Below are 23,407 nucleotides of genomic sequence, written 5' to 3'. Positions count from 1 at the left end.
GGGACCGGCTCCGTCGCCGCCACACCGTTTCACTACAGGGGTGAACATGAAGTCGACATGGTGGCGAGGGCGACAGGCGCTGCTGGCGCTGGCCGTCGTCCTGCTGGCCGTACTGGCGACGCTGGCGTTCGTGCTGTCCGGTCCGGGGGAGACCGGGCAGGCGGCGCCGCGGGGGGAAGCGAGCCAGGCGGAGACGCCGTCGGCCGAGCAGGGGGTGCCTGCCGACGGCGGGGCCGCCGTCGAGGGGATGCCGAAGGCCGATCCGGTCTCGATCGACGTGCCGAAGATCGAGGCGAAGTCCAGCCTGGTCCCGCTCGGGCTCAACGCGGACAACACCGTCGAGGTGCCGCCGGTGACCCAGCCGATGCAGGCTGGCTGGTACGAGAACGGGCCGACCCCGGGGGAGGTCGGGCCCTCGGTGATCCTCGGGCACGTGGACGGGAACAAGCAGAAGGGCATCTTCTTCCGGCTGAAGGAGCTCGCGCCCGGAGACAAGATCTCGATCGCCCGCAAGGACGGCACGACGGCCGAGTTCGCGGTCACGAAGGTCGATCGGGTGGCGAAGGACAAGTTCCCCACCGACGCCGTCTACGGCGACACCACCGAGCCGGAACTGCGCCTCATCACCTGCGGCGGCGTCTTCGACAAGGCGTCGCGCAACTATCTCGACAACATCATCGTTTTCGCCCGGCTGATCGCGAGGTGAGGTTCATGATCAAGCACCGGTCCGTGCTGGTGGCGTGCGGGATGGTCGTGGCCGCGCCGACGGTCGCGTACGCGCAGGAGGTCCCGGCCACGCCTCCCGCCCCGCCGGCGATCCAGTACCCGTTCGTCGCCGTTTCGCCGGCGAAGTCGCAAGCGGGCGAGGACGTCCTCGTCTCCGTCGGCTGCCCGGTCGCCGATCTCGGCGAGGTGAAATCGATGGTGCTGGACCGCGTCGGGGAATTCGAAATCACTTCGGAGGATCCGGTGATCCAAGGCGCCGTCGCGCATATCGGCGACGAGGCGCGTCCCGGCTTTTACGCGGTCACGGCGATCTGCAAGACGAAGACGGTGACGATCAATCTCGAAGTGGCGGCGGCGCCGATTCCGTCCTCGCCGGGTGAGCCGCCTCGACATTCTTCTTCGCCCAGTAAAATTGTTCCGCCGAAGTCTTCGGCCGTTCCGGCCGGGGCAGGATATCAGGTTTCGAAGATTCCGGTGGGCGCCCCGCAGACCGGCGGCGGGTGACGTGAAGGCCTCCTTCCCTACGCTCAAGGTAGGGAAGGAGGCCTTCACGGACCGCTTGCTCAGCAGATGAGGGTCAGTCTTCGCCCTCGACCCAGTCGAACGTCTTCGTGACGGCCTTCTTCCAGTTCCGGTACTCGGACTCGCGGCGGGCCTCGTCCATCGACGGGTCCCACTGCTTGTCCTGCGCCCAGTTGTTGCGGATGTCGTCTTCGCTCTTCCAGAAGCCCACCGCGAGACCGGCCGCGTAAGCCGCGCCCAGCGCGGTGGTCTCGTTGACCACCGGGCGGATCACGGGCACGCCGAGGATGTCGGCCTGGAACTGCATGAGCAGCTCGTTCACGACCATGCCGCCGTCGACCTTCAGCGACTTCAGCGGGACGCCGGAGTCGGCGTTCATCGCGTCGATCACCTCGCGCGACTGGAACGCCGTCGCCTCCAGGACCGCCCGCGAGATGTGCCCCTTGTTGACGAACCGGGTGAGGCCGACGATCGCGCCGCGGGCGTCGGAGCGCCAGTACGGCGCGAAGAGGCCCGAGAACGCCGGCACGAAGTACGCGCCACCGTTGTCCTCGACGCTGCGGGCGTGCTGCTCGACCTCGGCCGCGGAGCCGATCAGGCCGAGGTTGTCCCGCAGCCACTGCACGAGCGAACCGGTGACCGCGATCGAACCTTCGAGCGCGTAGACCGTGTCGTTCGAGCCGATCTTGTAGCAGACCGTGGTGAGCAGCCCGTTGTCCGACATGACCTTCTCGGTGCCGGTGTTGAGCAGCATGAAGTTGCCGGTGCCGTAGGTGTTCTTCGCTTCACCCGGCGAAAGACACGCCTGCCCGAAGGTCGCCGCCTGCTGGTCGCCCAGGATGCCCGAGATCGGGACCCCGGCCAGCGCGCCCTTCTCGCGGACCTTGCCGTAGGTCTCCGAGGACGACCGGATCTCCGGCAGCATCGACAGCGGGACCGTCATCTCCTCGGCGATCTCGGCGTCCCAGGCCAGCGTGTCGAGGTCCATCAGCATGGTCCGCGACGCGTTGGTCGGGTCGGTGACGTGCACGCCGCCGTCGACCCCGCCCGTCATGTTCCACAGCACCCAGGTGTCCATGTTGCCGAAGAGCAGGTCACCGGCTTCGGCCCGCGCGCGGGCGCCGTCAACGTTGTCGAGGATCCACTTGATCTTCGGTCCGGAGAAGTAGGTCGCCAGCGGCAGGCCCACCTTCGCGCGGTACCGCTCCTGCCCGCCACCGAGCGCGCCGAGGTCGCTGACGATCTTGTCGGTGCGGGTGTCCTGCCAGACGATCGCGTTGTACACCGGCTTGCCGGTGGTGCGGTCCCAGACCAGTGTGGTCTCGCGCTGGTTGGTGATGCCGACCGCGACGATGTCGCTCGCGACCAGATCGCCCTTGGCGAGCGCTCCCGCCGCGACGGCCCGCGTGTTCTCCCAGATCTCTTCGGCGTTGTGCTCGACCCAGCCCGCCTTCGGGAAGATCTGCTCGTGCTCCCGCTGGTCGACGGCGACCACCCGGCCGGAGTGGTCGAAGATCATGCAGCGGGTCGACGTGGTGCCCTGGTCGATCGCGGCTACGTACGAAGTCATCGATGAACTCCAGTCTCAGGTCAGGTTGTGGACGGCGAGGAACACGAGCGCGGCCAGGGTGCCGCCGACCAGCGGGCCGACGACGGGGACCCAGGAGTAGCCCCAGTTCGGGTTGGCCTTGTTCTTGATGGGCAGCAGGAACGCGTACGCGATGCGGGGGCCGAGGTCTCGGGCCGGGTTGATGGCGTAACCGGTCGGGCCACCGAGGGACTGGCCGATGACCAGCACGACGAACGCTACACCCGCGTAACCGAGCGCGGAGTTCCCGAAGTTCGGGGTGCCGCCGGACTCGGCGTAGACCGGGCTGAGCAGGATCCACGCGACCAGCACGAAGGTGCCGATGATCTCGGTGACCAGGTTCCACGCCTTGTTCGGGATCTGCGGCGCGGTCGAGAAGATGCCGAGCGTCTCGTCCCGGTTGGGATGGTCGTCGAACTGGAGCTTGTAGGCGGCCCAGCAGAGCACCGCGCCGAGGATCGCGCCGACCAGCTGCCCGGCGATGTAGATCGGGACGTCGCCCCATGCCGTCTTGTCCGCGATGGCGAGCCCCAGGGTCACCGCGGGGTTGAGGTGCGCCTGGCTCGGCGCGGCGATGCTGGCGCCGGCGAAGACCGCGAACCCCCAGCCGAGGGTGATCATCACGACGCCGCCGTTGTGGCCGTTGTTCTTCCGCAACACGTGGTTGGCGACCACGCCGTTACCCAACAGGATCAGGACCGCCGTTCCCAGCAACTCCCAGACGAATATGGCTCCTGCGCTCACCGCTGACCTCCACTGTGGACATACCGCATGGGACATTCCGCGCAGGGCCGAACACAGTGTGCTACGGCGCCTTTGCCGACCCACGTTCGTGGCACGTTACCGTCGCGTATTTGTTCCTTCCAGGCGTCGCGTGCACCAATCCTTTCAAGATCGACGAGGGTTACGCCACACGTGTCACCCGCATAACGGACCGGTCGCGGCCGATCGTGCGATGCTGGAGCCACAGCGGCACCAAGGAGGAATGTCACGTGGCAAGCTCTCAGCGCGAAGCCGAAAACAGCCCCGCCAGGCTGGGACCGCTCAAGCGGGAAGAGTCGTGGCAGCGGCTGGGTGCGGACAAGTTCGACCTCGTCGTCATCGGTGGCGGAGTGGTCGGTGCGGGCACCGCGCTCGACGCCGCCACGCGTGGTCTGCGAGTCGCCCTGGTCGAAGCGCGCGACCTCGCGTCGGGGACGTCGAGCCGGTCCAGCAAGCTTTTCCATGGCGGGCTCCGTTACCTCGAACAGCTGGAATTCGGTCTGGTGCGGGAAGCTCTGCGCGAACGCGAGCTCATGCTGACGACGATCGCGCCGCATCTGGTGAAGCCGGTCAGCTTCCTGTACCCGCTGACCCACCGCATCTGGGAACGTCCGTACACCGCGGCCGGCCTGCTGATGTACGACACGATGGGCGGCGCGCGGTCGGTCCCCGGGCAGAAACACCTGAGCCGCGCGGGCGCGCTGCGGATGGTCCCGGCGCTGAAGCGGTCCGCGTTGATCGGCGGGATCCGTTACTACGACGCGCAATCCGACGACGCGCGGCACACGATGACCGTCGCCCGCACCGCCGCGCACTACGGCGCCGTGGTGCGCACCTCGACCCAGGTGGTCGGGTTCCTCCGCGAGGCGGACCGCATTTCCGGCGTCCGCGTGCGCGACGTCGAGGACGGCCGCGAGACCGAGATCCACGCCTCCGCGGTGGTCAACTGCACCGGCGTGTGGACCGACGAGCTGCAGCGCCTTTCCGGTGGCCGCGGCCGGTTCCGCGTCCGCGCGAGCAAGGGCGTGCACATCGTCGTCCCGCGCGACCGGATCGTCTCGGAATCGGGCATGATCCTGCGCACCGAGAAGTCCGTGCTGTTCGTCATCCCGTGGCGCAACCACTGGATCGTCGGGACCACGGACACCGACTGGAACCTCGACCTCGCGCATCCCGCCGCGACGAAGCACGACATCGACTACCTCCTCGAACACGTCAACACCGTGCTCGCGACACCGCTGACGCACGACGACATCGAAGGGGTCTACGCGGGACTCCGGCCTTTGCTCGCCGGGGAAAGCGAAGAGACGTCGAAGCTTTCGCGTGAACACGCGGTCGCCAGGGTCGCGCCGGGACTGGTCGCGATCGCGGGCGGCAAGTACACGACGTACCGGGTGATGGCGGCCGACGCCGTCGACGCCGCGGCCGTCGACCTGCCCGGCAGGCCGCAATCGTCCATCACGGACAAGGTGCCGCTGCTGGGCGCCGACGGCTACCACGCGCTGGTGAACCAGGCCGACCACCTGGCCTCCGAGCACGGGCTGCACCCGTACCGCGTGCGTCACCTGCTCGACCGTTACGGCTCGATGGTGCACGAGGTCCTCGCGCTCGGCGAAGGGCGTCCGGAACTGCTGAAGCCGCTGGAGCACGCTCCGGACTATCTCGGCGTCGAGGTCGTCTACGCGGCCAGCCACGAAGGCGCGCTGCACCTGGAAGACGTCCTGGCGCGGCGGACGCGGATCTCGATCGAGTACGCGCACCGGGGTGTCGACTGCGCCGCTCAGGTCGCGACGCTGGTCGGCGAAGTGCTCGGCTGGTCGAAGGATCAAGAGAAGCGCGAGGTCGAGGTGTACACCGCGCGGGTCGACGCGGAGCGGGAGTCCCAGTCGCAGCCGAGCGACGAGGCCGCCGACGCGTTGCGCTCGGCCGCCCCGGAAGCCCGGACGGGGATCATCGAGCCGGTGAGTTGATCATCCCCGCCGCACGATGTGCCCTGCGCGCAGGAATCATTGCCTGATCGAGTGAATTTGGCATAGCGTCGGCCATCCCGACCGGAAGGTGGCCCAGTGGTTTTTCTCGACTCGTCGACGTGGACGGACCGGATCTTCGCCGGAGGCTCGTGGGTTCCCGGCACCGGCGGCACCCGGGACGTCACCGAGCCCGCGACCGGCGCGGTCTTGGGAAGCATCGGGATCGCCTCGGCCGGGGACGCCGCGAAAGCGGCGGAGACCGCGGCCGAGGCGCAGCGGGCCTGGGCGGCGACCCCGCACGTCCAGCGCGCCGCCGTGCTGCGCGAGGCGGCCCGGCTGTGGTCCGAGTACGCCGACGAGATCCGCTGGTGGAACGTCCGCGAGGTCGGCGCCGTGCCGGGGGTGGCGGGCTTTTCGCTGCACGTCGCGGAGCAGGAGTGCTACGAGGCGGCGGCGCTGCCCGCCCGTCCGTACGGCGAACTCCTGCCGAGTGAGGAACCGCGTCTTTCGATGGCGCGTCGCGTCCCGGCCGGGGTGGTCGCGGTCATCTCGCCGTTCAACATGCCGATCATCCTCGGCATCCGTTCGGTGGCCCCGGCACTCGCGCTGGGGAACGCGGTCATCCTGAAGCCGGACCCGCGCACCGCGGTCACCGGTGGCGTGGTGCTCGCGCGGATCTTCGAGGAAGCGGGTCTGCCGCCGGGCGTGCTGCAGATGCTGCCGGGCGGCGCGGACGTCGGCGAGACGCTGGTGACGCATCCGGCGGTCCGGGTCATCTCGTTCACCGGGTCGACCGGCGCCGGGCGCAAGGTCGGCGAACTCGCCGGAAAGCATCTGAAGCGGGCGCATCTGGAGCTGGGCGGGAACTCCGCGCTCATCGTGCTCGACGACGCCGACGTCGACGAAGCCGCCGGGGTCGCCGCGTTCGGGTCCTTCTTCCACCAGGGCCAGATCTGCATGACCACCGGGCGGCACCTGGTGCACGAGCGGCTCTACGACGATTTCGTCGAGCGGCTGGCGGCGAAGGCGGCCGCGTTGCGGGTCGGCGACCCGGCGCGGGACGAGGTCGCGCTCGGGCCGATCATCGACGCCGGGCAGCGGGACAAGATCCACGAGCTGGTCACGGCCAGTGTCTCGGCGGGGGCGCGGGTCGCCGCCGGCGCCGAGTACGACCGGCTGTTCTACTCCGCTACGGTGCTCGCCGACGTGCCGCCGACGGCGCCCGCGGTCGCCGAGGAGATCTTCGGCCCGGTCGCGCCGGTCGTCCGGTTCTCCGACGCGGAGGAGGCCATCCGCCTCGCGACGGCGAGCGAGTACGGGTTGTCGCTGGGGATCGTCACCCGCGATGTCCTCAAAGGACTGGAGCTGGCCGATCGCGTCCCGACCGGGATCGTGCACATCAACGACCAGACCGTCAGCGACGAGGCGAACAGCCCCTTCGGCGGCGTCGCCGCTTCAGGCACCGGAAGCCGTTTCGGCGGCGCTGCGGCGAACATCGAGGCGTTCACCGAGACCCGCTGGGTCACCGTCCGGAACCTGCCGCCGACCTACCCCTTCTGACCAGCCGGATCGCGTTTAGCCCGCTAAACGCGGGTCAGGCGGTGCGGCGCCAGCGGATGAGGCGTTCCCCGGTCGGGGCCGGGTCCAGCTCGGGCCCGACCAGGGTGAACCCGCATTTGCGGGCGACCGAGGCCGAGACCTCGTTCGTCTCTTCGTAGCGGTAGCTGACCTCGCGCAGGCCGAGCCCGCCGAAACCGAAGCGCAGGGCGGCGTTGAGCGCCGTGCTCGCGACGCCCTTGCCCCGCGACGCCGCGCGCACCCAGACCGACGCCTCCGCGTACCCGGCGTCGAGATCGAGATCCCGCAGGCCGACCTCGCCCAGCAGATCCCCGGTCGTCGGCTCGGCCACCGCCCAGGAACAGCGTTCGTCACCGGCCCACTGCGCCGCGCGCAACGCGACGTACTCGGTCGCCTCGGCGATGTCCCGCAGGCGGTAGTTCAGGACGTACTTGCGGTGCGTCGGATCGGCGAAGGCCGCGACCAGCGCCGGACGGTCGTCGAGGGCCTTGTCCGCCCGCAGCTGCCGCAAGTAGTACTCGCCCGCGTTGATCTCCACCGGTTCCACCCTTCGAGGGTAACCGGGCCGATCAGCGACGGCGGCTCATGATCAGCGCTACCGCCAAGGGGAGCAGGAAGACCAGGAACGTCCCGCGGGTGAAGAAGAACAGCGCGATCGCGACCGCCGCGGCGATCGGCACGGCGCTGGCGGTCAGCCATTTCGACGGCTGGACCTCGTTCTTCGCCGACGCCTGGGCGACGCCGGGCATCGGCGGCAAGGGGAGCAGGGCGCTGGGGCGGGGCGAGGGCAGGTCCGTGAACAGCGGTTCCAGGTCGCTCGCCAGCCGCGCGGCGCTGACCTTGGCCGATCGCGAACCGAACTCGTCGAGGTCGAGTCTGCCGGTGCGGACATGCTCTTCCAGCGCTTCGAGCGCGTCTTGGCGTTCGGCGTCGCTCAGCCGCATGTCCGGTCTCTCGGCACTCACGTCCCGAGTCTACGGGCGGATCAGCCGTCCAGTTCCCGTCGACGGCGCTTCGCGAGCTTCTTGTGGGAGTTCTCCCAGCCCTTGCCCCAGATGCCTTCGCCGACGGCGCTGATCCCGATCGGGATGGCGATCAACCACCAGCTGGCGCCGGTGCCGATGATGAACACGATGGTGGCGATGAACAGGAGCGGCAGGAGCGCGCCCATGACCCGCTGCGCCGGCGAGCTGCCCGCGAACGGCGAGGCCGGCTTCTCCGGTTCGCTCACGACCTTCTTGGGCACGTCGAACACCGGATGCGGTTCGGGCAGGTCGATGAAGACCTCGGACAGCTCACCGCGCGTCTTGGCCGCGGTGATCCGGGCGGACCGCTCCCCGAACTCGTCGATGTCGATCCTGCCCACGCTCATATGCTCGCCGAGCGCGGTCAGCGCGGACTCGCGATCCTGATCACTGATCCGCAGCTGCGGAGACGGAACCTCGCTCACCCTTCCGATGGTAGGCGGAGCGAGGGCCCGTCATCCACGACATTCGTCAGTCTTTCAGCTCGAACAGCTGGGTTCCCTGCGTCACAGCGGCGCCGACCTCGACCGCAAGGCCGGTCACGGTACCCGCTTTGTGCGCGGTGACCGGGTTCTCCATCTTCATGGCTTCGAGCACGACGACCAGTTCGCCCGCCTCGACCTGCTGGCCCTCTTCGACGGCGACCTTGACGATGGTGCCCTGCATCGGCGCGGTGACCGCGTCGCCGCTCACCGCGGCCTTGGTGCCGCCCGCGCGCTTGCGCGGCTTGGCCTTGACCGCCGTCCCGCCGCCACCGGCGTCGAGCGAGAACCCGCCGGGAAGCGACACTTCGAGACGACGGCCGCCGACCTCGACGACGACGTTCTGGCGGGCCTGCTCCTCTTCGGGCTCGGTCTCCGGTGCCACGAACGGCTCGATCTTGTTCTCGAACTCGGTCTCGATCCAGCGGGTGTGCACGCTGAACCCGTTCTCGTCGCCGATGAAGGCCGGGTCGTCCACGATCACGCGGTGGAACGGCAGGACCGTCGCCATCCCGTCGGCGACCATCTCGGCCAGCGCCCGGCGGCTGCGCTCGAGCGCGTTCTGCCGGTCCGAACCGGTGACGATCAGCTTCGCGAGCATCGAGTCGAACTGGCCGCCGATGACGCTGCCGGACTCGACGCCCGAATCGACCCGGACCCCCGGGCCGCTCGGCGCGACGAACTTCGTCACGGTGCCGGGCGCGGGCAGGAACCCCCGGCCGGCGTCCTCGCCGTTGATGCGGAATTCGATCGAGTGGCCGCGCGGTTCCGGATCCTCGGTGATGCGCAGCTTCTCGCCGCGCGCGATGCGGAACATCTCGCGCACGAGGTCGAGGCCCGTCGTCTCCTCGGAAACCGGGTGCTCGACCTGCAGCCGCGTGTTGACCTCGAGGAACGAGATCGTGCCGTCGACGGCGACGAGGTACTCGACGGTGCCCGCGCCGTAGTACCCGGCTTCCTTGCAGATCGCCTTCGCGGACTCGTGGATGCGCTTGCGCTGCTCGTCGGTCAGGTACGGCGCGGGCGCCTCTTCGACCAGCTTCTGGTGGCGGCGCTGCAGCGAGCAGTCGCGGGTGCCGACGACGATCGCGTTGCCGTGCTGGTCGGCGAGGACCTGGGCCTCGACGTGCCGCGGCTTGTCCAGGTAGCGCTCGACGAAGCATTCGCCGCGGCCGAAGGCGGAGATCGCCTCGCGCGTCGCGGATTCGAAGAGCTCCGGGATCTCCTCACGGGTGCGGGCTACCTTCAGGCCACGGCCGCCACCGCCGAACGCCGCCTTGATCGCGACCGGCAGGCCGTGCTCGTCGGCGAAGGCGACGATCTCGTCGGCGTTCTTGGCGGGGTCCTTCGTGCCGGGCACGAGCGGGGCGCCGGCGCGCAGCGCGATGTGGCGCGCGGTGACCTTGTCGCCGAGGTCGCGGATCGCCTGCGGGCTCGGCCCGATCCAGGTCAGCCCGGCGTCGATCACCGCCTGCGCGAAGTCCGCGTTCTCGGACAGGAAGCCGTAACCGGGGTGGACCGAGTCCGCGCCCGAGCGCTTGGCGGCGTCGAGCAGCTTGTCGAAGACGAGGTAGCTCTCGGCCGCGGTGGTGCCGCCGAGCGCGAAGGCCTCGTCGGCGAGGCGGACATGGGGTGCGTCACGATCCGGATCGGCGTAGACGGCCACGCTGGTCAGCCCGGCGTCCTTCGCCGCCCTGATCACCCGTACCGCGATTTCCCCGCGGTTCGCGATCAGGATCTTGGTCACCGGACCACCTGTGCCGGCCTGCTCGGTCACGCCGTACCTCCTGCGTTCGCACGTCGGGCCGCCCCGATGCGGCTCCGCAGCAGTTTACGGAAGTTCCCGCCCCGAATAATGAGAGCAAGGCCACCCGGTGACCATTGTTTATACCAGCGCTTCGCGGTGCCGCAGTTCTTCTGGAAGGTCGGAATCCAGCACGATCAGGTCGTACGGCTGGGTCTGGTAGACGCGGCCGAGGTGCTCCGCCTTGACCAGTGCCCACGGCTGGTGCGGGCCGCAGCACTCGACCAGGCGCTGAACCGAACTGAAGGCGACCAGCGCCATCCGGCCGTCCCTCGTCGCGCGGAGTTCGATCTCCGCACTCGTGAAGTCCTTCGGCTTTTTCGCCGTGGGGAGGAACAGGGCGTTGGGCAGTCCGGGGTTCGTCACAGGAACAACATAGACGTGCACTCTGCGCTAGATCACTTACGCTCTCGGATATGCGGACTCAGGAAGCGCGGGCGTCGCGATCCGTGCTGCTCACCGCGCTGCTGGCGGTGGTGGTGACGGCGGGCGTGATCGTGGCCGTCGTCCTGCTCCGCCCGAAGGCTCCGACGCTCGACGGACCGCCTGGTGGATACACGGTTCCCGAACCCGGACCCGCCACGCCCGGGGTCAACTGCGGGCACTCGGCCTGCCGGGAGATCGGCGCGATGACCGTCGGCGGCCTGCCCGTCGTGCTGCTGGCCGACGACGCGGGGAAGCAGGGCGTGGTCAAGATCGGGGCGGACACGGTGATCCCGCTGATGACCAATGACATGGGGGTCACCCTCAAGGGCGATTCTTTGCGCTGTGTCGACGGCGCGACGCCGGTCTGCCTGGTGCGCGGCGAAGCCAACGGCGGCTCGGCGGGCGAACTGTTCGTCGCGCGCGGCGGGATCTGGCGGGACACCGGGAAGCCGTACTTCTCCGACGCCGGCACGGTCGCGCTGAGCGACGTGACCGCCGACGGCGTCGCGGACGTCATCGTCGTGCGCCACGAATGCCCCGGCGCGCAATCCGGATCGGCCCGGTGCGCGGCGGCGCCCGTGCTCGCCGAGGTCTACGACGTCGGCCGCGGCTCGGTGGGCTGCACGCGGCGGTACACCTCGCCGTCGGAACTGAAGGGGTGGCCGGACGTGCGGCTCACGAAGGCCGACTTGCGCCCTTGCCCGGAGCGATAGCCCTCGGAGCGGTAGCAAGGGACCTTTGCTCACGTTAGTTAGCGTGCTAAGCAACGATAGCAAGGGTCCCTTGCTATCGCTTCTCTTAATGTTGAGAGAGGTGGAAGTCCGTGAAGGGGGCCTTGACTACCTTGAAGGTAGTGAAGGAGGCCTTCACGGACTCTGGGTCCCTCAAGGGGGCCTTCACGGACTGCGGCACCGCCCCAGGAACCTCAGGCGCCACAGAAACCCCATGCGTCACAGCGAGTGCGCGTGGAGGCCCCCTTCCTGGCGCCAGGAAGGGGGCCTCCACGCACTAAAAGAGAGCCGTCAGTCAGGCCCCAGCGGTAGCCGGTTCCTTAGCCGAAGCCGAAGAGCCAACAGCCGCTTCGCCGTCTTCAGTGGGCGAAGGGTCCGTCGGCGAGTTGAGCACATCGTCGTCCAGGATGCCTTCGCCGCGAGCGACGACGACCGGCACGACGATCTGCCCCGCGACGTTGGTCGCGGTCCGGATCATGTCCATGATCGGGTTCACCGAGTAGATCAGCGCGATGCCGAGCGCGACCTGCGCCGGGTCGAGTCCGATGACCGACGCGGTCAGGGTCAGCGCGGCCAGCCAGCCGGTGACGCCCGCGGTCGCCAGCGCGCCGAAGACCGCGGCCGCGACGATCCCGATGTACTGCCAGAAGCTCAGCGAAACACCGGACAGGTTCGCGATGAAGATCGCGCCGATCGCGGGGAACACCGCCGCGCAGCCGTCCATCTTCGTGGCGCTCGCCAGCGGCGTCGCGAAGCCCGCGTAGCCGGGCTGGACGCCCAGGTTCACCGCGGCCTGGCGGGTCAGGGGCAGGGTCGCGCCCGAGGACGACGACGCGAACGCGAACTGGATCGCCGTGCCCGCCTTGGAGAAGAACTTCAGCGGGCTGACCTTCGCCACGAACTGCAGCAGGATCGGGTAGACCACCAGCAGCACCAGGAAGCAGCCGACGTACACCGCGAGGGTGGCGGTGAACAGCGGCTTGAACAGCGAGTCACCGTAGGTCGACACGGCCTTGCCGATCAGGCCGATGATGCCGATCGGGGCCAGGCGCACGATCCAGCCGAGGTAGCGCTGGATGATTTCGAACACGCTGCTCGTGAAGTCGACGAACGGCTTCGCCTTGTCTCCGAGGCTGTAGGCGGCCGCGCCGATCAGGACGGCCAGGAACAGCACCTGAAGCGTCTCGCCCTCGGCGAAGGCGGTGAAGAAGTTCTTCGGCAGCAACCCGTTGATGAAGTCGCTCCACGAACCCCAGGTCGCCTTGGCGGCCTTGTCCGTGTTCTTCGCGGTCGCGGCGACGCCCTCGCCGAGGCCGCCGCTGCCCGGGTTGAACAGCTTCGCGACGGCGATGCCGATCAGCGACGCGATGAACGAGGTGATCGCGAACCACAGCACGGTCTTGCCGCCCAGCCGGGCGGCCTTCTTGCCGCCGCCGAGGTTGCGCAGGCTGCTGATGCCGACCACGATCGCCGTGAAGACCAGCGGGATCACCGCGATCTGCAGCAGCGTCGTGAAGATCGAGCCGATCTGGGCGAGCAGTTCGGTCAGCCAGCTCGCTTCGGTGCTCCTGGCTAGGACGCCGAGAAGGGCACCCACGACGAGCGAGCCGAGGACTGCCACCGCGAAGACTTTTGGCCTGGTGTAGGTCCGAATGAAAGACACGGGGCGACTCCGGTGCGTGAAAGTTTCCTGATTGGCCGAACGTGAAGAACGTTCGGCGAAGCAGGACTCTTCCGGATCACCCGATCGTGTGGGAGCTGTCTCAGGATGCGGGACGCGTCCAGAGATCGATGACACTCACGCCGACCTCGGTGAGCAAACGCCGGGTCAGCGGCAGGCTGATCCCGATGACACTCGAGAAATCACCGTCGATTCCCTCGATGAACCAGCCGCCGCGGCCGTCCAGCGTGAAGCCGCCGGCGACCTGAAGCGGCTCGCCGGAAGCGATGTATGCCTCGATCTCTTCCTGCGAAGGTGTGCCGAAACGAACAGTGGTGCCTTCGGTACCGGAGGCTTCCTTCGTCTTCTCGCCGTTCTCGACGCGGATGATCGAGTGCCCGGTGAGAAGTTCACCGGTCTTGCCCGCCATCGACGCCCAGCGTTCGCGCGCGGCCTCCGGCGTGTGCGGCTTCCCGACCATCTCGCCGTCGATCGACAGCATCGAATCGCAGCCCACGATGACCATGTCGGCGTGCCCGGCATGGTCGCCATGGATCCCGGCGAGCGTCTCGTGGACGGCTTCGGCCTTCGCGACGGCGAGCGCGCGGACCAGCTCCACCGGGGCCGGATCTGTCAGGGACGCGGCCACCGCGTCCTCGTCGACGCCGGAGACGACGACGCTCGGATCGAAGCCGGCCGAACGCAGGACACCGAGGCGGGCGGGGGACTGGGAAGCGAGGACGAAACGCACCATCGGAAGGTACTCGACGGCCCTCCGTTGCCCGATTGTGACCTGGAACACCCGAACGTGCGGTTAGTTTGTTGTGGCGCGCAACATATGGATGTTTCGAGCTACGGAGGAACCAATGTCGCCCCGCCTCCGCGTCAGAAGATCACTTCGCACGACGCAAACCACAGTGCTCGCAGGCCTGCTCGTGGCCGGTTCGGCCCTCGCGCCGATGGCGTCGGCCAGTCCAGGGCCGGTGTACAAGAACCCTCACGCTTCGACGTCCGCGCGGGTGAACGACCTGCTCAAGCGGATGAGCCTCGACGACAAGATCGGCCAGATGACGCAGGCCGAACGCGGCGCGGTCACCCCCGACCAGGCCGCCGCGCTCAAACTGGGATCCCTGTTGTCCGGCGGTGGCTCGGTGCCCGCCAGCAACACGCCCAACGGCTGGGCCGACATGGTCGACTCGTACCAGAAGGCGGCGGTTTCGACGCCGCTCGGCATTCCCACGCTGTACGGCGTCGACGCCGTGCACGGCCACAACAACGTCTACGGCGCGACGATCTTCCCGCACAACATCGGTCTGGGCGCCGCCAACAATCCGCGCCTGGTCGAGAAGATCGGCCGCGCGACGGCGCTGGAAGTCGCCGGAACCGGTCCGCGGTGGGACTTTTCGCCGTGCCTGTGCGTCGCCCGTGACGACCGTTGGGGCCGGACTTACGAATCCTTCGGCGAATCCCCGCGTGACGCCATCGCGAACGCGTCGGCCATCACCGGGCTCCAAGGGCGCGAGCTCGGGGAGAAGCCGGGTTCGGTGCTCGCGACGGCGAAGCACTACGTCGGCGACGGCGGGACGGCCAACGGCGTCGACCAGGGCAACGCCGCGATCAGCGAACGCGAACTGCGCCAGATCCACCTGCCGCCGTTCCGCGAGGCGATCGACCGCGGCGTCGGCTCGGTGATGATCTCGTTCTCCAGCTTCCAGGGGGTGCGCATGCACGCCCAGAAGTACCTGATCACCGACGTCCTCAAGAAGGAACTGCGGTTCCGGGGCCTGGTGATCTCGGACTACAACGCGATCAACCAGATCGACGGCAAGGAGGGCTTCACCCCCGAAGAGGTGCGGCTTTCGGTCAACGCGGGCATCGACATGTTCATGGTCCCGTGGGACGCGCCGCAGTTCATCTCCTACCTCAAGGCCGAGGTCGAGGCGGGCCGCGTCTCGCGCGACCGGATCGACGACGCGAACCGCCGGATCCTCGCGGAGAAGTTCGAGCTCGGCCTGTTCGAGCATCCGTACACCGACCGCTCGCTCCAGAAGACGTTCGGCGGCAAGGAACATCGCGAACTGGCCCGGCAGGCCGTCCGCGAATCCCAGGTGCTGCTGAAGAACGACGGTGTGCTGCCGCTGGCGAAGAAGGACAACAAGATCTTCGTCGCGGGCAAGAACGCGAACGACATCGGCAACCAGGCGGGCGGCTGGACGCTCACCTGGCAGGGCCAGAGCGGCCCGGTCATCCCGGGCACGACCATCCTCGACGGCCTGAAATCGGGCGCCGGGAAGGGAACCACGGTGACCTATGACCGTGCGGGTGAGGGAATCGACAAGAGCTACCGGGTCGCGGTCGCCGTGGTGGGCGAAACGCCGTACGCCGAGGGACAGGGAGACCGGCCGAACGGCTTCGGACTCGACGCGGAGGACCTCGCCACGATCGCCAAGCTGAAGGGGTCCGGGGTCCCGGTCGTCGTGGTGACCGTGTCGGGACGCCCGCTCGACATCGCTTCGCAGCTGCCGCAGTTCAACGGGCTCGTCGCCGCCTGGCTCCCTGGTAGCGAAGGCGCCGGTGTCGCCGATGTCCTTTACGGCGACTACAACCCGACCGGGAAGCTGACGTTCAGCTGGCCGTCCAGCGCGGCGCAGGAACCGGTGAACGTCGGTGACGGCAAGAAGGCGCTGTACCCGTACGGCTACGGCCTGCGGTACCGCCGGTAGGACCTCCGCCCTCCCGCGGATGAGAGGAACGGTCCTTTCCTTGCGAAATTCGCAAGGAAAGGACCGTTCATCAACGCTCGGCACCTGACACGTGGCAGGGTCAGGCGGCGCTGGTGACGGGTTCCGGAGAAGGTGACCGGTGAGCCCGCGGAACCGGGCGCCGCATGGTGAGCGCGGCCAGCACGCCCAGCACCAGCACCGCCGCCGGCAGCAGCAACGTCACTCTGGCGGCGTCGGTGAGTCCATTGTGGACGGCTTCGAGCGCGAGCCGCTGGGCTTGCTCGGCGACGCCGGACGGCAGGCCGGGCATCGTGGCGGGGCCGGAAGAACCGAACTCCCCGGTGGATTCCGCGGCCTTCGCGATGCCTTCCGCGAACGGCGCCCGGTACTGCTCCGGCAAGGCGTTCGCGGCGATCGCGGCCTCGTCGGCGATGGAAGCGCTGATCCGCGCCTGCAGCAGCACGCCGACGGCGGCACTGCCGAGTACCCCGCCGACCTGCCGGGCGGTGTTGAAGATGCCCGACGCGGTCCCGATGAGCCGCGGTTCGACCGAACTGATCGTCAGGTTGCTCATCGGCGCGAAGATGAACCCGATACCGACACCCGCCACCAGCAACGCCGGCGTCAGCGCCCACGCGTTCGCGCCGGCCCGGGCGATGATCGTGATCAGGACCATCCCCGCGCCCAGCGCGGTCAGCCCGATGATCAGCAGGATCTTGCCGTTGACCTTGTCCGAGGCGCGGCCGACGAACGGGCCGATCAGGCCGGCCAGCAACGACATCGGCGCGAACACCAGCCCGGACATCGTCGGCGATTCGCCCAGCACCGCCTGGATGTAGATCACCAGGGGCAGGAACATGCCGGTCATCGCGAAGCCGACGGTGACCGAGGTCAGCGTCCCGGCCGAGAAGTTGCGGTTCCCGAAAACGCTCAGCGGCACCAGCGGTTCCTCGCGGTTGAACCGTTGCCACACCACGAAAGCGACCAGCAGGGCGACACCGAAGCCGATGATCTCGAACACGGTGATCGGCCCGAACACCCGCTCCCAGTCGTAGTGCTGTCCATTTTGGACGCCGTAGACGACGCAGAACAGGCCCGCGCCGGAAAGCAGGATTCCCGGCACGTCGAAGGAATGCGAGTGCTTCGGCTGCCAGTCCGGCACCTTGAGCAGCGCCAGCGCCAGCGCGACCACACCGACCGGCAGGTTGACGAAGAAGATCCATTCCCAGCCGAGGTGGTCGACGAGCACGCCGCCGAGCACCGGCCCGACGATGGCCGCGATCCCGGCGACACCGCTCCAGAGGCCCATCGCGGGGCCGCGCTTCGACGGCGGGAACAGGTGGCTGATGAACGCCAGCGTCTGCGGCGTCATCAACGCGGCGCCGAGGCCCTGCACCGCGCGCGCGGCGATGAGCATCTCGACCGAGCCGGACAGGCCGCACCACAGCGAGGCCAGCGTGAACACCACGAGCCCGGCCAGGTAGACGCGCTTCGGTCCGAAGCGGTCACCGAGACGGCTGGCGAACAGCATCGGCACCGCGTAGGTGAGCAGATAGACGCTGATCACCCAGACGATGGCGTTCAACCCGGCGCCGAGTTCGCGCAGCATCGCGGGAATCGCGGTCGAGACGATCGTGGTGTCCAGCAGGATCATGAAGAAACCCAGGCACAGCGCGGAAAGCGCGGCCCAGGGACTAGCTTGTCTTGCGTTCATCGCTGTCTTCCTCGGTGACCAGGTTCAGGTGTGGCTTGCAGTGGCCCTGGAACCGGATGCGGCCGGATTCCAGGTCCTGGAGCAGTTTTCGGGTCCACTCGAGCTCGAAGGCCCGCCGCGCGGTGGCGTAGGACCAGTCGAGCCAATAGACCTCGGGGAGTTTGTGTTCGTTGACCAGGTTTTCGAGAAGGACCTGGTCGGAGGCGACGGAGGCCTGGAGCCGCAGCACGCGGTGCTTGAGCTGGGTGATCGACTTTTCCGCGCCCAGGTCGTCGATGACGGCGAGTGCGCTGAGGTACTCGGGGTACTCCTCGGCGGGAGTGGCCAGCATGTCCTGCGCGCGGTCGACGAACTCGTCGCGACCGGCCTCGGTCATCGCGTACACGGTGCGCTCGGGGCGCTTCCCGTCCCGTTGTGTCTCGACGGCTTCGACGAAACCGTTCTGTACCAAGCGATCCACCGTGTGGTACAGCGATCCGGCCTTCACCTTGACGCGAGTGCTGACGTACCGCTCCTTCATCAGCTGCGCCATCTCGTAGGGATGCATGGCCCGCTCGTGGAGGAGTTCCAGCACCGCCATGGCGAGCGGGGTGAGCTTCGCGGCCATGCATGTTCCTCTCGGGAGATTCCGTATCGATTATTCCGCGTGGACTATATGGCACGACGGGCGCCGTGCTCAAGTGATTCCGAGCCTTGCGTACACTGAGCGCAGATGCGTACAGTGTGCGCAAGACGAGAACAACGTACTCATAGGAAAGAGGAAAGAAGCATGACGAACTCCGTGACCTGGGACGTCGCGCGCTGGCAGGCCCGGTTGGACGAGCTTCGCGCCGTGCACCACGTTCCGGGCGCCGCGCTCGCCGTGCTCACGGGCGGCGAGATCCACGAGCTCGCGAGCGGCGTCCTGCACCGCGGCACCGGGGTCGAGACGACGACCGATTCGGTGTTCCAGCTCGGTTCGATCGCCAAGGTCTACACCGCCACCCTGATCATGCGGCTGGCCGAAGCGGGCGAACTGGACCTCGACGCGCCGGTCGTCGAGGTGCTGCCGGACTTCGAGACGATCGATCCCGAGGCCACCAAGACGATCACCACCCGGCAGTTGCTGAGCCACCTGAGCGGCCTCACCTGCGACTTCACCCTCGACACCGGCCGGGGTGACGACTGCATCGCCCGTTTCGTCGAGGCGAGCAAGGGTGTCGCGATGGACTGCCCGCCGGGGACCGCGGTCTCCTACAGCACCGTCGCCTACCAGGTGCTCGGCCGGATCGCCGAGGTGCTGACCGGATCGACCTGGGATCAGGCGCTGAAAGACCTGGTCTTCGCGCCGCTCGGGCTGAAACAGTCGATGACCCTGCCCGAAGAGGCGCTGAGTTTCCGCGCGGCGATGAGTCACCTCGGCGAACCGGGGCAGGATCCGGAGCCCGCCCCCGCGTGGGATCTGATGCCGCGTTCGGCGGGGCCGGGTGCGCGGGTCGTCGCCTCCGCCGGTGACGTCGTCCGGCTCGCGCGGATGCATCTCGACGGGGGTCTGGCGCCGGACGGGACCCGGGTCCTGGCACCGGAAACGGTCGAAGCCATGCAGCGCCGGGAAACCGACGTCCCCGACAAGTGGACGGTCAGCGCGGACGGCTGGGGGCTCGGCTGGACGCTCTACGACTGGGACGGCACGTCCGGCTTCGGGCACGACGGCGCGGCCATCGGGCAGTACGCCTACTTGCGGGTGATTCCGTCGGCCGGTGTGGCCGTCGCGCTGGTGACCAACGGCGGCGGTGCGCGGCAGCTTTACGCGGACCTGTTCCGGGAACTGCTCGGCGAATTCGCCGGCGTCCGGATGCCCGAGGCCTTCGCGCCGCCCGCGGAACCACCGGTCGTGGACATGAAGCGGTTCGCGGGTGTCTACCGGCGGGAAGGCGTGGTCATCACGGTGACGGAAGACCTGAAGCTGACGTATGCCTTCGTCGGCGGGATGGCGGACTACTCGCCGCCGCTGGACATGGTCCTGGTCCCCGTCACGGACACGGTCTTCGCCGCGGCAGGGGCCGGGCCGTCGTTCAGCGAAGACTGGATGCCTGTGGTGTTCTCGACGCTTTCGACCGGCGCCGAATGTGTTTACATCGGAATGCGTGCCGCGCCGAAAGACGCCTAATTCAGCGGTCTCGGACCGATTTCGCGTTCGAGGAAGCGGTGGTACTCGATCGCCGCGACGGAATTCTCGAGCTGTTCGAACGTCGGCGCGGGGAGCGCGCCGTTGAAGACGATCGTCAGGCTCTTCCGCGGGATGTTGATGACGTACGGATCGACGCCGAGGTCCTCGCAGTACTCGCGCAGGATCGCGGTCCAGTGGTCCAGATCCTCGTTCTCGCCGAGGTGTTCCCACCGGGCGACGATCCAGTTGCCGTTGATCAGCTGGCCCGCCATTTCCTGCGGATGGTGGACCATGTACGGCTCCGCGACGTCGTTCATCGACCGAGGTGATCGAGGAGCGCGGCGAAGGAGCGGGCCGGGAGCACCAGGATCGGCCGGGTCTCCTCCGGCAGAGCCCACTGTTTGGTGTCCCGGATGCCGACGAGGCCGGGCGCGCCGCCCACCTCGACACAGGCGTTCTCTTCCCAGTGCGTGTAGGTCGACTTGTGCCAGCCGGTCATGTTCTCGTGCCATGTGGTGGTCATAGGAGGGCCTTTCCCCAGTGACTGTTTCGGCAAGTAGACGGGTTGCGGCGCAGCAAGGTTGGCGAGATCGGGTGATCTGTCCCGGATGGTCGGTGAACGGCTCGGCCGATCGCGTTCGGCGCACGAAACGGGACTTTCACCGAAAGCCGCTTTACTCACGATGCACCCTCAGGGTGCATAGCGCAAAGGGTCTTTGGTCACCGAAGTGGTTCGACCGTGAGCTGTCGGTAGTCGGCCGCGATCCGCGCCAGATGCGAGCAGGCGACATCGTCGTAGGTGGCGTAGCGCTCGACTTCGGCGAAGTTCTTTTCGTAGTCGGCGACTTCGCGTTCGTCGGTGACGAGCGCGGTGGCCGTCTGCGTCCCGAGGAGCACCGCGCGGGAGTCGTAGATGTCGAAACCGTGGAGGACGGGGACCGACACCGCCGTGGTCCACGGGATCACGCCCAGCCGCACCCGGCCGCGGCACGACAGTTGGATGAGGTGGTCGAGCTGGGCCTGCATGGTCGTCGCCCCGCCCATGTTCCAGCGCAGGGCGCCTTCGGTCACCACGAAGTGGAACTCGCGGTTCGAGTCGAGGATCCGCTGGCGGTCCAGCCGGGCGTCGACGGTCTGGTCGCGTTCGGCGTCCGGCAGGGAGTCGCCGAACAACGCGGTGATGTAGGCGCGGGTCTGGAGCAGGCCGAACACGATGGTCGGCTGGAAACTCCGGATACGGGCGGACGCCGTCTCGATCTTGCCGATGCGCTGCTGCATCCGCCAGGCGCCGCGCTGGAAGACGACGCGGGCGGACGACGCCTCCTCGCGGAGGTCCCTGGTGATCGCGACCAGCGCCCGCCGGATCTTGGCGGGTGCCCGGTACGCGCGGCACAGCGCGACGACCTGGTCCTCGGTGGGCATGAAAGCGCCGGTCTCGACTCGTGAAACCTTCGACTGACTGAGGCTCGTGAGCCTGGCCGCTTCGGTTCCGGACAGCCCGGCGGCCTTGCGCAGACGGCGCAATTCGGCGGAAAGATGGTCTTGGTTCGTCACGCACGGCTTTCTGGGGCGATCGCGGATACCGAAGACCTGGCGAACCGGACGAGCCGGACTGCCAGATCTGCCACGATAACCCGCGAAGGCCCGTTCCGCGCCGTCAGCGGCGAAGCTGTCAGCGGGGAAGAGCCGAAGCCCGCCAAGCACCGTCGCCGGGAGCGAGCGGGGCCCGCACCAGCGACGCCTTGTCCGCCCACCACGAGTCCCGTTTCGGCGCCGGTTCCGGTGCCCGGGCGCTCGCCGCCGCCGCCACGACGGCGGTCAGCGCGGCGAGCTCGACGTCGCTCGGATCGCCCTTCACGACCCGCAGCAGCGGGGTTTCCGGCGCGCTCACAGCGGGATGTTCCCGTGCTTCTTGGGCGGCAGCGTCTCGCGTTTGCCCTGGAGCAGCGAGAGCGCCTTCGCGATGTGGCCGCGGGTGTGCGCGGGCACGATCACCGAGTCGACGTAACCGCGCTCGGCCGCCGCGTACGGGTTCAGGAGTGTGTCTTCGTACTCCTGGATCAGCTCGGCCCGCAGCGCGTCGACGTCCTTGCCGTCGGCGGCGGCCGCGGCGAGCGTCTTGCGGTGCACGATGTTCGCCGCGCCCTGCGCGCCCATGACCGCGACCTGCGCGGTCGGCCAGGCCAGGTTGACGTCCGCGCCGAGGTGCTTCGACCCCATGACGTCGTACGCGCCGCCGTACGCCTTGCGGGTGATGACGGTGACGAGCGGGACGGTCGCTTCGGCGTAGGCGTAGATCAGCTTCGCGCCGCGCCGGATGATGCCGTTCCACTCCTGGTCGGTGCCGGGCAGGAAGCCCGGGACGTCGACGAAGGTCAGCACGGGGATGTTGAACGCGTCGCAGGTGCGCACGAACCGAGCGGCCTTCTCGGACGCGTCGATGTCGAGGCAGCCGGCGAACTGGGTCGGCTGGTTCGCGACGATGCCGACGCTGCGCCCGTCCACCCGGCCGAAGCCGACCAGGATGTTGGGCGCGAACAGCTCGTGCACTTCGAGGAAGTCGCCGTCGTCGACGACGCGGTTGATGACCTCGTGCATGTCGTACGGCTGGTTCGGCGAGTCCGGGATCAGCGTGTCGAGCTCGCGGTCGGACTCGCTGACGTCGTCGAAGAACCCTCCGGGCGCCGCGTCGGTTTCGAAGAGCGGCGCTTCGGACAGGTTGTTCGCCGGGAGGAACGAGAGCAGCTCCTTGACGTAGGCGATGGCGTCCTCGTCGTCGGAACCGAGGTAGTGCGCGTTGCCCGAACGGGTGTTGTGCGTGCGCCCGCCGCCGAGTTCCTCGAAGGAGACCTCTTCGCCGGTCACGGTCTTCACGACGTCGGGGCCGGTGATGAACATGTGCGAGGTCTTGTCGACCATCACCACGAAGTCGGTCAGCGCGGGGGAGTAGACGTGCCCGCCCGCGTTGGCGCCCATGATCAGGGAGATCTGCGGGATGACGCCGGACGCCTTGACGTTGCGGTTGAAGATCTCGCCGTACAGCCCGAGCGAGACGACGCCTTCCTGGATGCGCGCGCCGCCGCCCTCGTTGATGCCGATGATCGGGCGGCCGGTCTTGATCGCCAGGTCCATCACCTTGACGATCTTTTCGCCGTACACCTCGCCGAGCGAGCCGCCGAAGACGGTGACGTCCTGGCTGAACACGCAGACCGGGCGGCCGTCGACGGTGCCGTAGCCGGTGACGACGCCGTCGCCGTAGGGACGGTTCTTCTCTTGGCCGAAGTTGACCGAGCGGTGCTTCGCCAGCTCGTCCAGCTCGACGAACGAGCCTTCGTCCAGCAGCAGGTCGATCCGCTCGCGGGCGGTCTTCTTGCCCTTGGCGTGCTGTTTCTCCACCGCCCTCGCGGAACCCGCGTGCACCGCCTCGTCGTACCGGCGGTACAGGTCGGCCAGCTTGCCGGCCGTGGTGTGGATGTCCGGTTCGTTCTCGGGCGGCGTCCCGAGCGGCTCCGTCGCACTGCTCATGAAACCGCAGCCTAGCTACTCG

23 protein-coding genes are annotated in these 23,407 nt (G+C 68.3%); 7 read left to right on the top strand and 16 right to left on the bottom strand.

Annotated elements, in window-relative coordinates; genetic code table 11:
• Nucleotides 1-46 precede the first annotated feature (46 nt).
• Complete coding sequence (locus tag AB0N89_RS25755) at nt 47-706, top strand: class F sortase (protein WP_364208833.1); 660 nt, start codon at nt 47-49, stop codon at nt 704-706.
• A gap of 5 nt (nt 707-711) precedes the next feature.
• Complete coding sequence (locus AB0N89_RS25750) at nt 712-1,230, top strand: hypothetical protein (RefSeq protein WP_364208830.1); 519 nt, start codon at nt 712-714, stop codon at nt 1,228-1,230.
• Between the two features lie 73 nt (nt 1,231-1,303).
• Here AB0N89_RS25750 and glpK read toward each other — a convergent pair whose 3' ends face one another.
• Nucleotides 1,304-2,818: a glycerol kinase GlpK gene (gene glpK, locus AB0N89_RS25745; RefSeq protein ID WP_364208827.1), complete on the bottom strand. Its 1,515-nt coding sequence runs from the start codon at nt 2,816-2,818 to the stop codon at nt 1,304-1,306.
• Between the two features lie 15 nt (nt 2,819-2,833).
• Nucleotides 2,834-3,580 carry an MIP/aquaporin family protein gene (locus tag AB0N89_RS25740; RefSeq protein WP_364208824.1) on the bottom strand — a complete coding sequence of 249 codons (747 nt, stop codon included), beginning with the start codon at nt 3,578-3,580 and terminating at the stop codon, nt 2,834-2,836.
• 248 nt (nt 3,581-3,828) lie between these two features.
• Here AB0N89_RS25740 and AB0N89_RS25735 point away from each other — a divergent pair, with 248 nt between their 5' ends.
• A complete protein-coding gene (locus tag AB0N89_RS25735; protein ID WP_005167724.1) occupies nt 3,829-5,568 on the top strand; it encodes a glycerol-3-phosphate dehydrogenase/oxidase in 1,740 nt (579 codons plus the stop codon).
• 96 nt (nt 5,569-5,664) lie between these two features.
• Complete coding sequence (locus AB0N89_RS25730; protein WP_364208821.1) at nt 5,665-7,128, top strand: benzaldehyde dehydrogenase; 1,464 nt, start codon at nt 5,665-5,667, stop codon at nt 7,126-7,128.
• A gap of 34 nt (nt 7,129-7,162) precedes the next feature.
• On the opposite strand, the gene AB0N89_RS25725 is transcribed toward AB0N89_RS25730, so the two are convergent.
• The 5 genes from AB0N89_RS25725 to AB0N89_RS25705 all read right to left on the bottom strand — a co-directional run bounded on the left by AB0N89_RS25725 (nt 7,163) and on the right by AB0N89_RS25705 (nt 10,823).
• Nucleotides 7,163-7,693: a GNAT family N-acetyltransferase gene (locus AB0N89_RS25725; protein WP_364208818.1), complete on the bottom strand. Its 531-nt coding sequence runs from the start codon at nt 7,691-7,693 to the stop codon at nt 7,163-7,165.
• Between the two features lie 22 nt (nt 7,694-7,715).
• Nucleotides 7,716-8,090: a DUF1707 domain-containing protein gene (locus AB0N89_RS25720; RefSeq protein ID WP_364208894.1), complete on the bottom strand. Its 375-nt coding sequence runs from the start codon at nt 8,088-8,090 to the stop codon at nt 7,716-7,718.
• 41 nt (nt 8,091-8,131) lie between these two features.
• The gene (locus tag AB0N89_RS25715; protein WP_364208815.1) at nt 8,132-8,596 is read right to left on the bottom strand and encodes a DUF1707 domain-containing protein; all 465 of its coding nucleotides are present in this window, start codon (nt 8,594-8,596) and stop codon (nt 8,132-8,134) included.
• A gap of 46 nt (nt 8,597-8,642) precedes the next feature.
• A complete protein-coding gene (locus AB0N89_RS25710; protein ID WP_364208812.1) occupies nt 8,643-10,430 on the bottom strand; it encodes an acetyl/propionyl/methylcrotonyl-CoA carboxylase subunit alpha in 1,788 nt (595 codons plus the stop codon).
• Nucleotides 10,431-10,538: 108 nt separating this feature from the next.
• Nucleotides 10,539-10,823 (bottom strand): SAV_915 family protein, encoded by a 285-nt coding sequence (locus AB0N89_RS25705; protein WP_364208809.1) that lies wholly within the window; start codon nt 10,821-10,823, stop codon nt 10,539-10,541.
• An 83-nt stretch (nt 10,824-10,906) separates the two neighbouring features.
• Here AB0N89_RS25705 and AB0N89_RS25700 point away from each other — a divergent pair, with 83 nt between their 5' ends.
• On the top strand, nt 10,907-11,596 hold the full coding sequence (locus AB0N89_RS25700; RefSeq protein WP_364208891.1) for a hypothetical protein: 690 nt from the start codon (nt 10,907-10,909) through the stop codon (nt 11,594-11,596).
• A 313-nt stretch (nt 11,597-11,909) separates the two neighbouring features.
• On the opposite strand, the gene AB0N89_RS25695 is transcribed toward AB0N89_RS25700, so the two are convergent.
• Both AB0N89_RS25695 and AB0N89_RS25690 read right to left on the bottom strand, forming a co-directional pair.
• Complete coding sequence (locus tag AB0N89_RS25695) at nt 11,910-13,277, bottom strand: dicarboxylate/amino acid:cation symporter (protein ID WP_364208806.1); 1,368 nt, start codon at nt 13,275-13,277, stop codon at nt 11,910-11,912.
• A 100-nt stretch (nt 13,278-13,377) separates the two neighbouring features.
• On the bottom strand, nt 13,378-14,025 hold the full coding sequence (locus AB0N89_RS25690) for a nucleoside triphosphate pyrophosphatase (RefSeq protein ID WP_364208888.1): 648 nt from the start codon (nt 14,023-14,025) through the stop codon (nt 13,378-13,380).
• 166 nt (nt 14,026-14,191) lie between these two features.
• Here AB0N89_RS25690 and AB0N89_RS25685 point away from each other — a divergent pair, with 166 nt between their 5' ends.
• Nucleotides 14,192-15,997 carry a glycoside hydrolase family 3 protein gene (locus tag AB0N89_RS25685; protein ID WP_364208803.1) on the top strand — a complete coding sequence of 602 codons (1,806 nt, stop codon included), beginning with the start codon at nt 14,192-14,194 and terminating at the stop codon, nt 15,995-15,997.
• 100 nt (nt 15,998-16,097) lie between these two features.
• On the opposite strand, the gene AB0N89_RS25680 is transcribed toward AB0N89_RS25685, so the two are convergent.
• Nucleotides 16,098-17,711 carry a DHA2 family efflux MFS transporter permease subunit gene (locus AB0N89_RS25680; RefSeq protein ID WP_364208800.1) on the bottom strand — a complete coding sequence of 538 codons (1,614 nt, stop codon included), beginning with the start codon at nt 17,709-17,711 and terminating at the stop codon, nt 16,098-16,100.
• Nucleotides 17,692-18,318, bottom strand: coding sequence for a PadR family transcriptional regulator (locus AB0N89_RS25675; protein ID WP_364208797.1), 627 nt, complete (start codon nt 18,316-18,318; stop codon nt 17,692-17,694). Before AB0N89_RS25675 ends, AB0N89_RS25680 begins: the two co-directional genes overlap by 20 nt.
• A 162-nt stretch (nt 18,319-18,480) precedes the next feature.
• Between AB0N89_RS25675 and AB0N89_RS25670 the strand changes: the two genes are divergently transcribed.
• Nucleotides 18,481-19,860, top strand: a complete 1,380-nt coding sequence (locus tag AB0N89_RS25670; RefSeq protein WP_364208794.1) for a serine hydrolase domain-containing protein — start codon at nt 18,481-18,483, stop codon at nt 19,858-19,860.
• On the opposite strand, the gene AB0N89_RS25665 is transcribed toward AB0N89_RS25670, so the two are convergent.
• The 5 genes from AB0N89_RS25665 to AB0N89_RS25645 form a co-directional block, all read right to left on the bottom strand.
• Nucleotides 19,857-20,177 (bottom strand): hypothetical protein, encoded by a 321-nt coding sequence (locus AB0N89_RS25665; RefSeq protein ID WP_364208791.1) that lies wholly within the window; start codon nt 20,175-20,177, stop codon nt 19,857-19,859. The genes AB0N89_RS25670 and AB0N89_RS25665 overlap by 4 nt on opposite strands.
• Nucleotides 20,174-20,383 carry a DUF397 domain-containing protein gene (locus AB0N89_RS25660; RefSeq protein WP_364208788.1) on the bottom strand — a complete coding sequence of 70 codons (210 nt, stop codon included), beginning with the start codon at nt 20,381-20,383 and terminating at the stop codon, nt 20,174-20,176. The genes AB0N89_RS25665 and AB0N89_RS25660 overlap by 4 nt, the downstream gene beginning before the upstream one ends.
• 197 nt (nt 20,384-20,580) lie before the next feature.
• Nucleotides 20,581-21,414: a helix-turn-helix transcriptional regulator gene (locus AB0N89_RS25655; RefSeq protein ID WP_364208786.1), complete on the bottom strand. Its 834-nt coding sequence runs from the start codon at nt 21,412-21,414 to the stop codon at nt 20,581-20,583.
• 118 nt (nt 21,415-21,532) lie between these two features.
• Entirely contained in the window at nt 21,533-21,751 is a 219-nt protein-coding gene (locus AB0N89_RS25650) for an acyl-CoA carboxylase subunit epsilon (RefSeq protein WP_364208783.1), read from the bottom strand.
• Nucleotides 21,748-23,385, bottom strand: a complete 1,638-nt coding sequence (locus AB0N89_RS25645; RefSeq protein WP_364208780.1) for an acyl-CoA carboxylase subunit beta — start codon at nt 23,383-23,385, stop codon at nt 21,748-21,750. Before AB0N89_RS25645 ends, AB0N89_RS25650 begins: the two co-directional genes overlap by 4 nt.
• Nucleotides 23,386-23,407 lie beyond the last annotated feature (22 nt).

Source organism: Amycolatopsis sp. NPDC089917, assembly GCF_040684635.1.
Lineage (GTDB): Bacteria > Actinomycetota > Actinomycetes > Mycobacteriales > Pseudonocardiaceae > Amycolatopsis.
Note: the sequence above shows the minus strand (reverse complement) of the source record. Positions and strands in the feature narration are given on the sequence as shown.

What these genes read in the sequence shown, in the direction of transcription:
- AB0N89_RS25670 (WP_364208794.1), top strand. Translation starts at nt 18,481, where the DNA reads ATGACGAACTCCGTGACCTGGGACGTCGCGCGCTGGCAGGCCCGGTTG.
- AB0N89_RS25645 (WP_364208780.1), bottom strand. Translation starts at nt 23,385, where the DNA reads ATGAGCAGTGCGACGGAGCCGCTCGGGACGCCGCCCGAGAACGAACCG.
- AB0N89_RS25720 (WP_364208894.1), bottom strand. Translation starts at nt 8,090, where the DNA reads ATGCGGCTGAGCGACGCCGAACGCCAAGACGCGCTCGAAGCGCTGGAA.
- AB0N89_RS25750 (WP_364208830.1), top strand. Translation starts at nt 712, where the DNA reads ATGATCAAGCACCGGTCCGTGCTGGTGGCGTGCGGGATGGTCGTGGCC.
- AB0N89_RS25680 (WP_364208800.1), bottom strand. Translation starts at nt 17,711, where the DNA reads ATGAACGCAAGACAAGCTAGTCCCTGGGCCGCGCTTTCCGCGCTGTGC.
- glpK (WP_364208827.1), bottom strand. Translation starts at nt 2,818, where the DNA reads ATGACTTCGTACGTAGCCGCGATCGACCAGGGCACCACGTCGACCCGC.
- AB0N89_RS25675 (WP_364208797.1), bottom strand. Translation starts at nt 18,318, where the DNA reads ATGGCCGCGAAGCTCACCCCGCTCGCCATGGCGGTGCTGGAACTCCTC.
- AB0N89_RS25755 (WP_364208833.1), top strand. Translation starts at nt 47, where the DNA reads ATGAAGTCGACATGGTGGCGAGGGCGACAGGCGCTGCTGGCGCTGGCC.
- AB0N89_RS25660 (WP_364208788.1), bottom strand. Translation starts at nt 20,383, where the DNA reads ATGACCACCACATGGCACGAGAACATGACCGGCTGGCACAAGTCGACC.
- AB0N89_RS25665 (WP_364208791.1), bottom strand. Translation starts at nt 20,177, where the DNA reads ATGAACGACGTCGCGGAGCCGTACATGGTCCACCATCCGCAGGAAATG.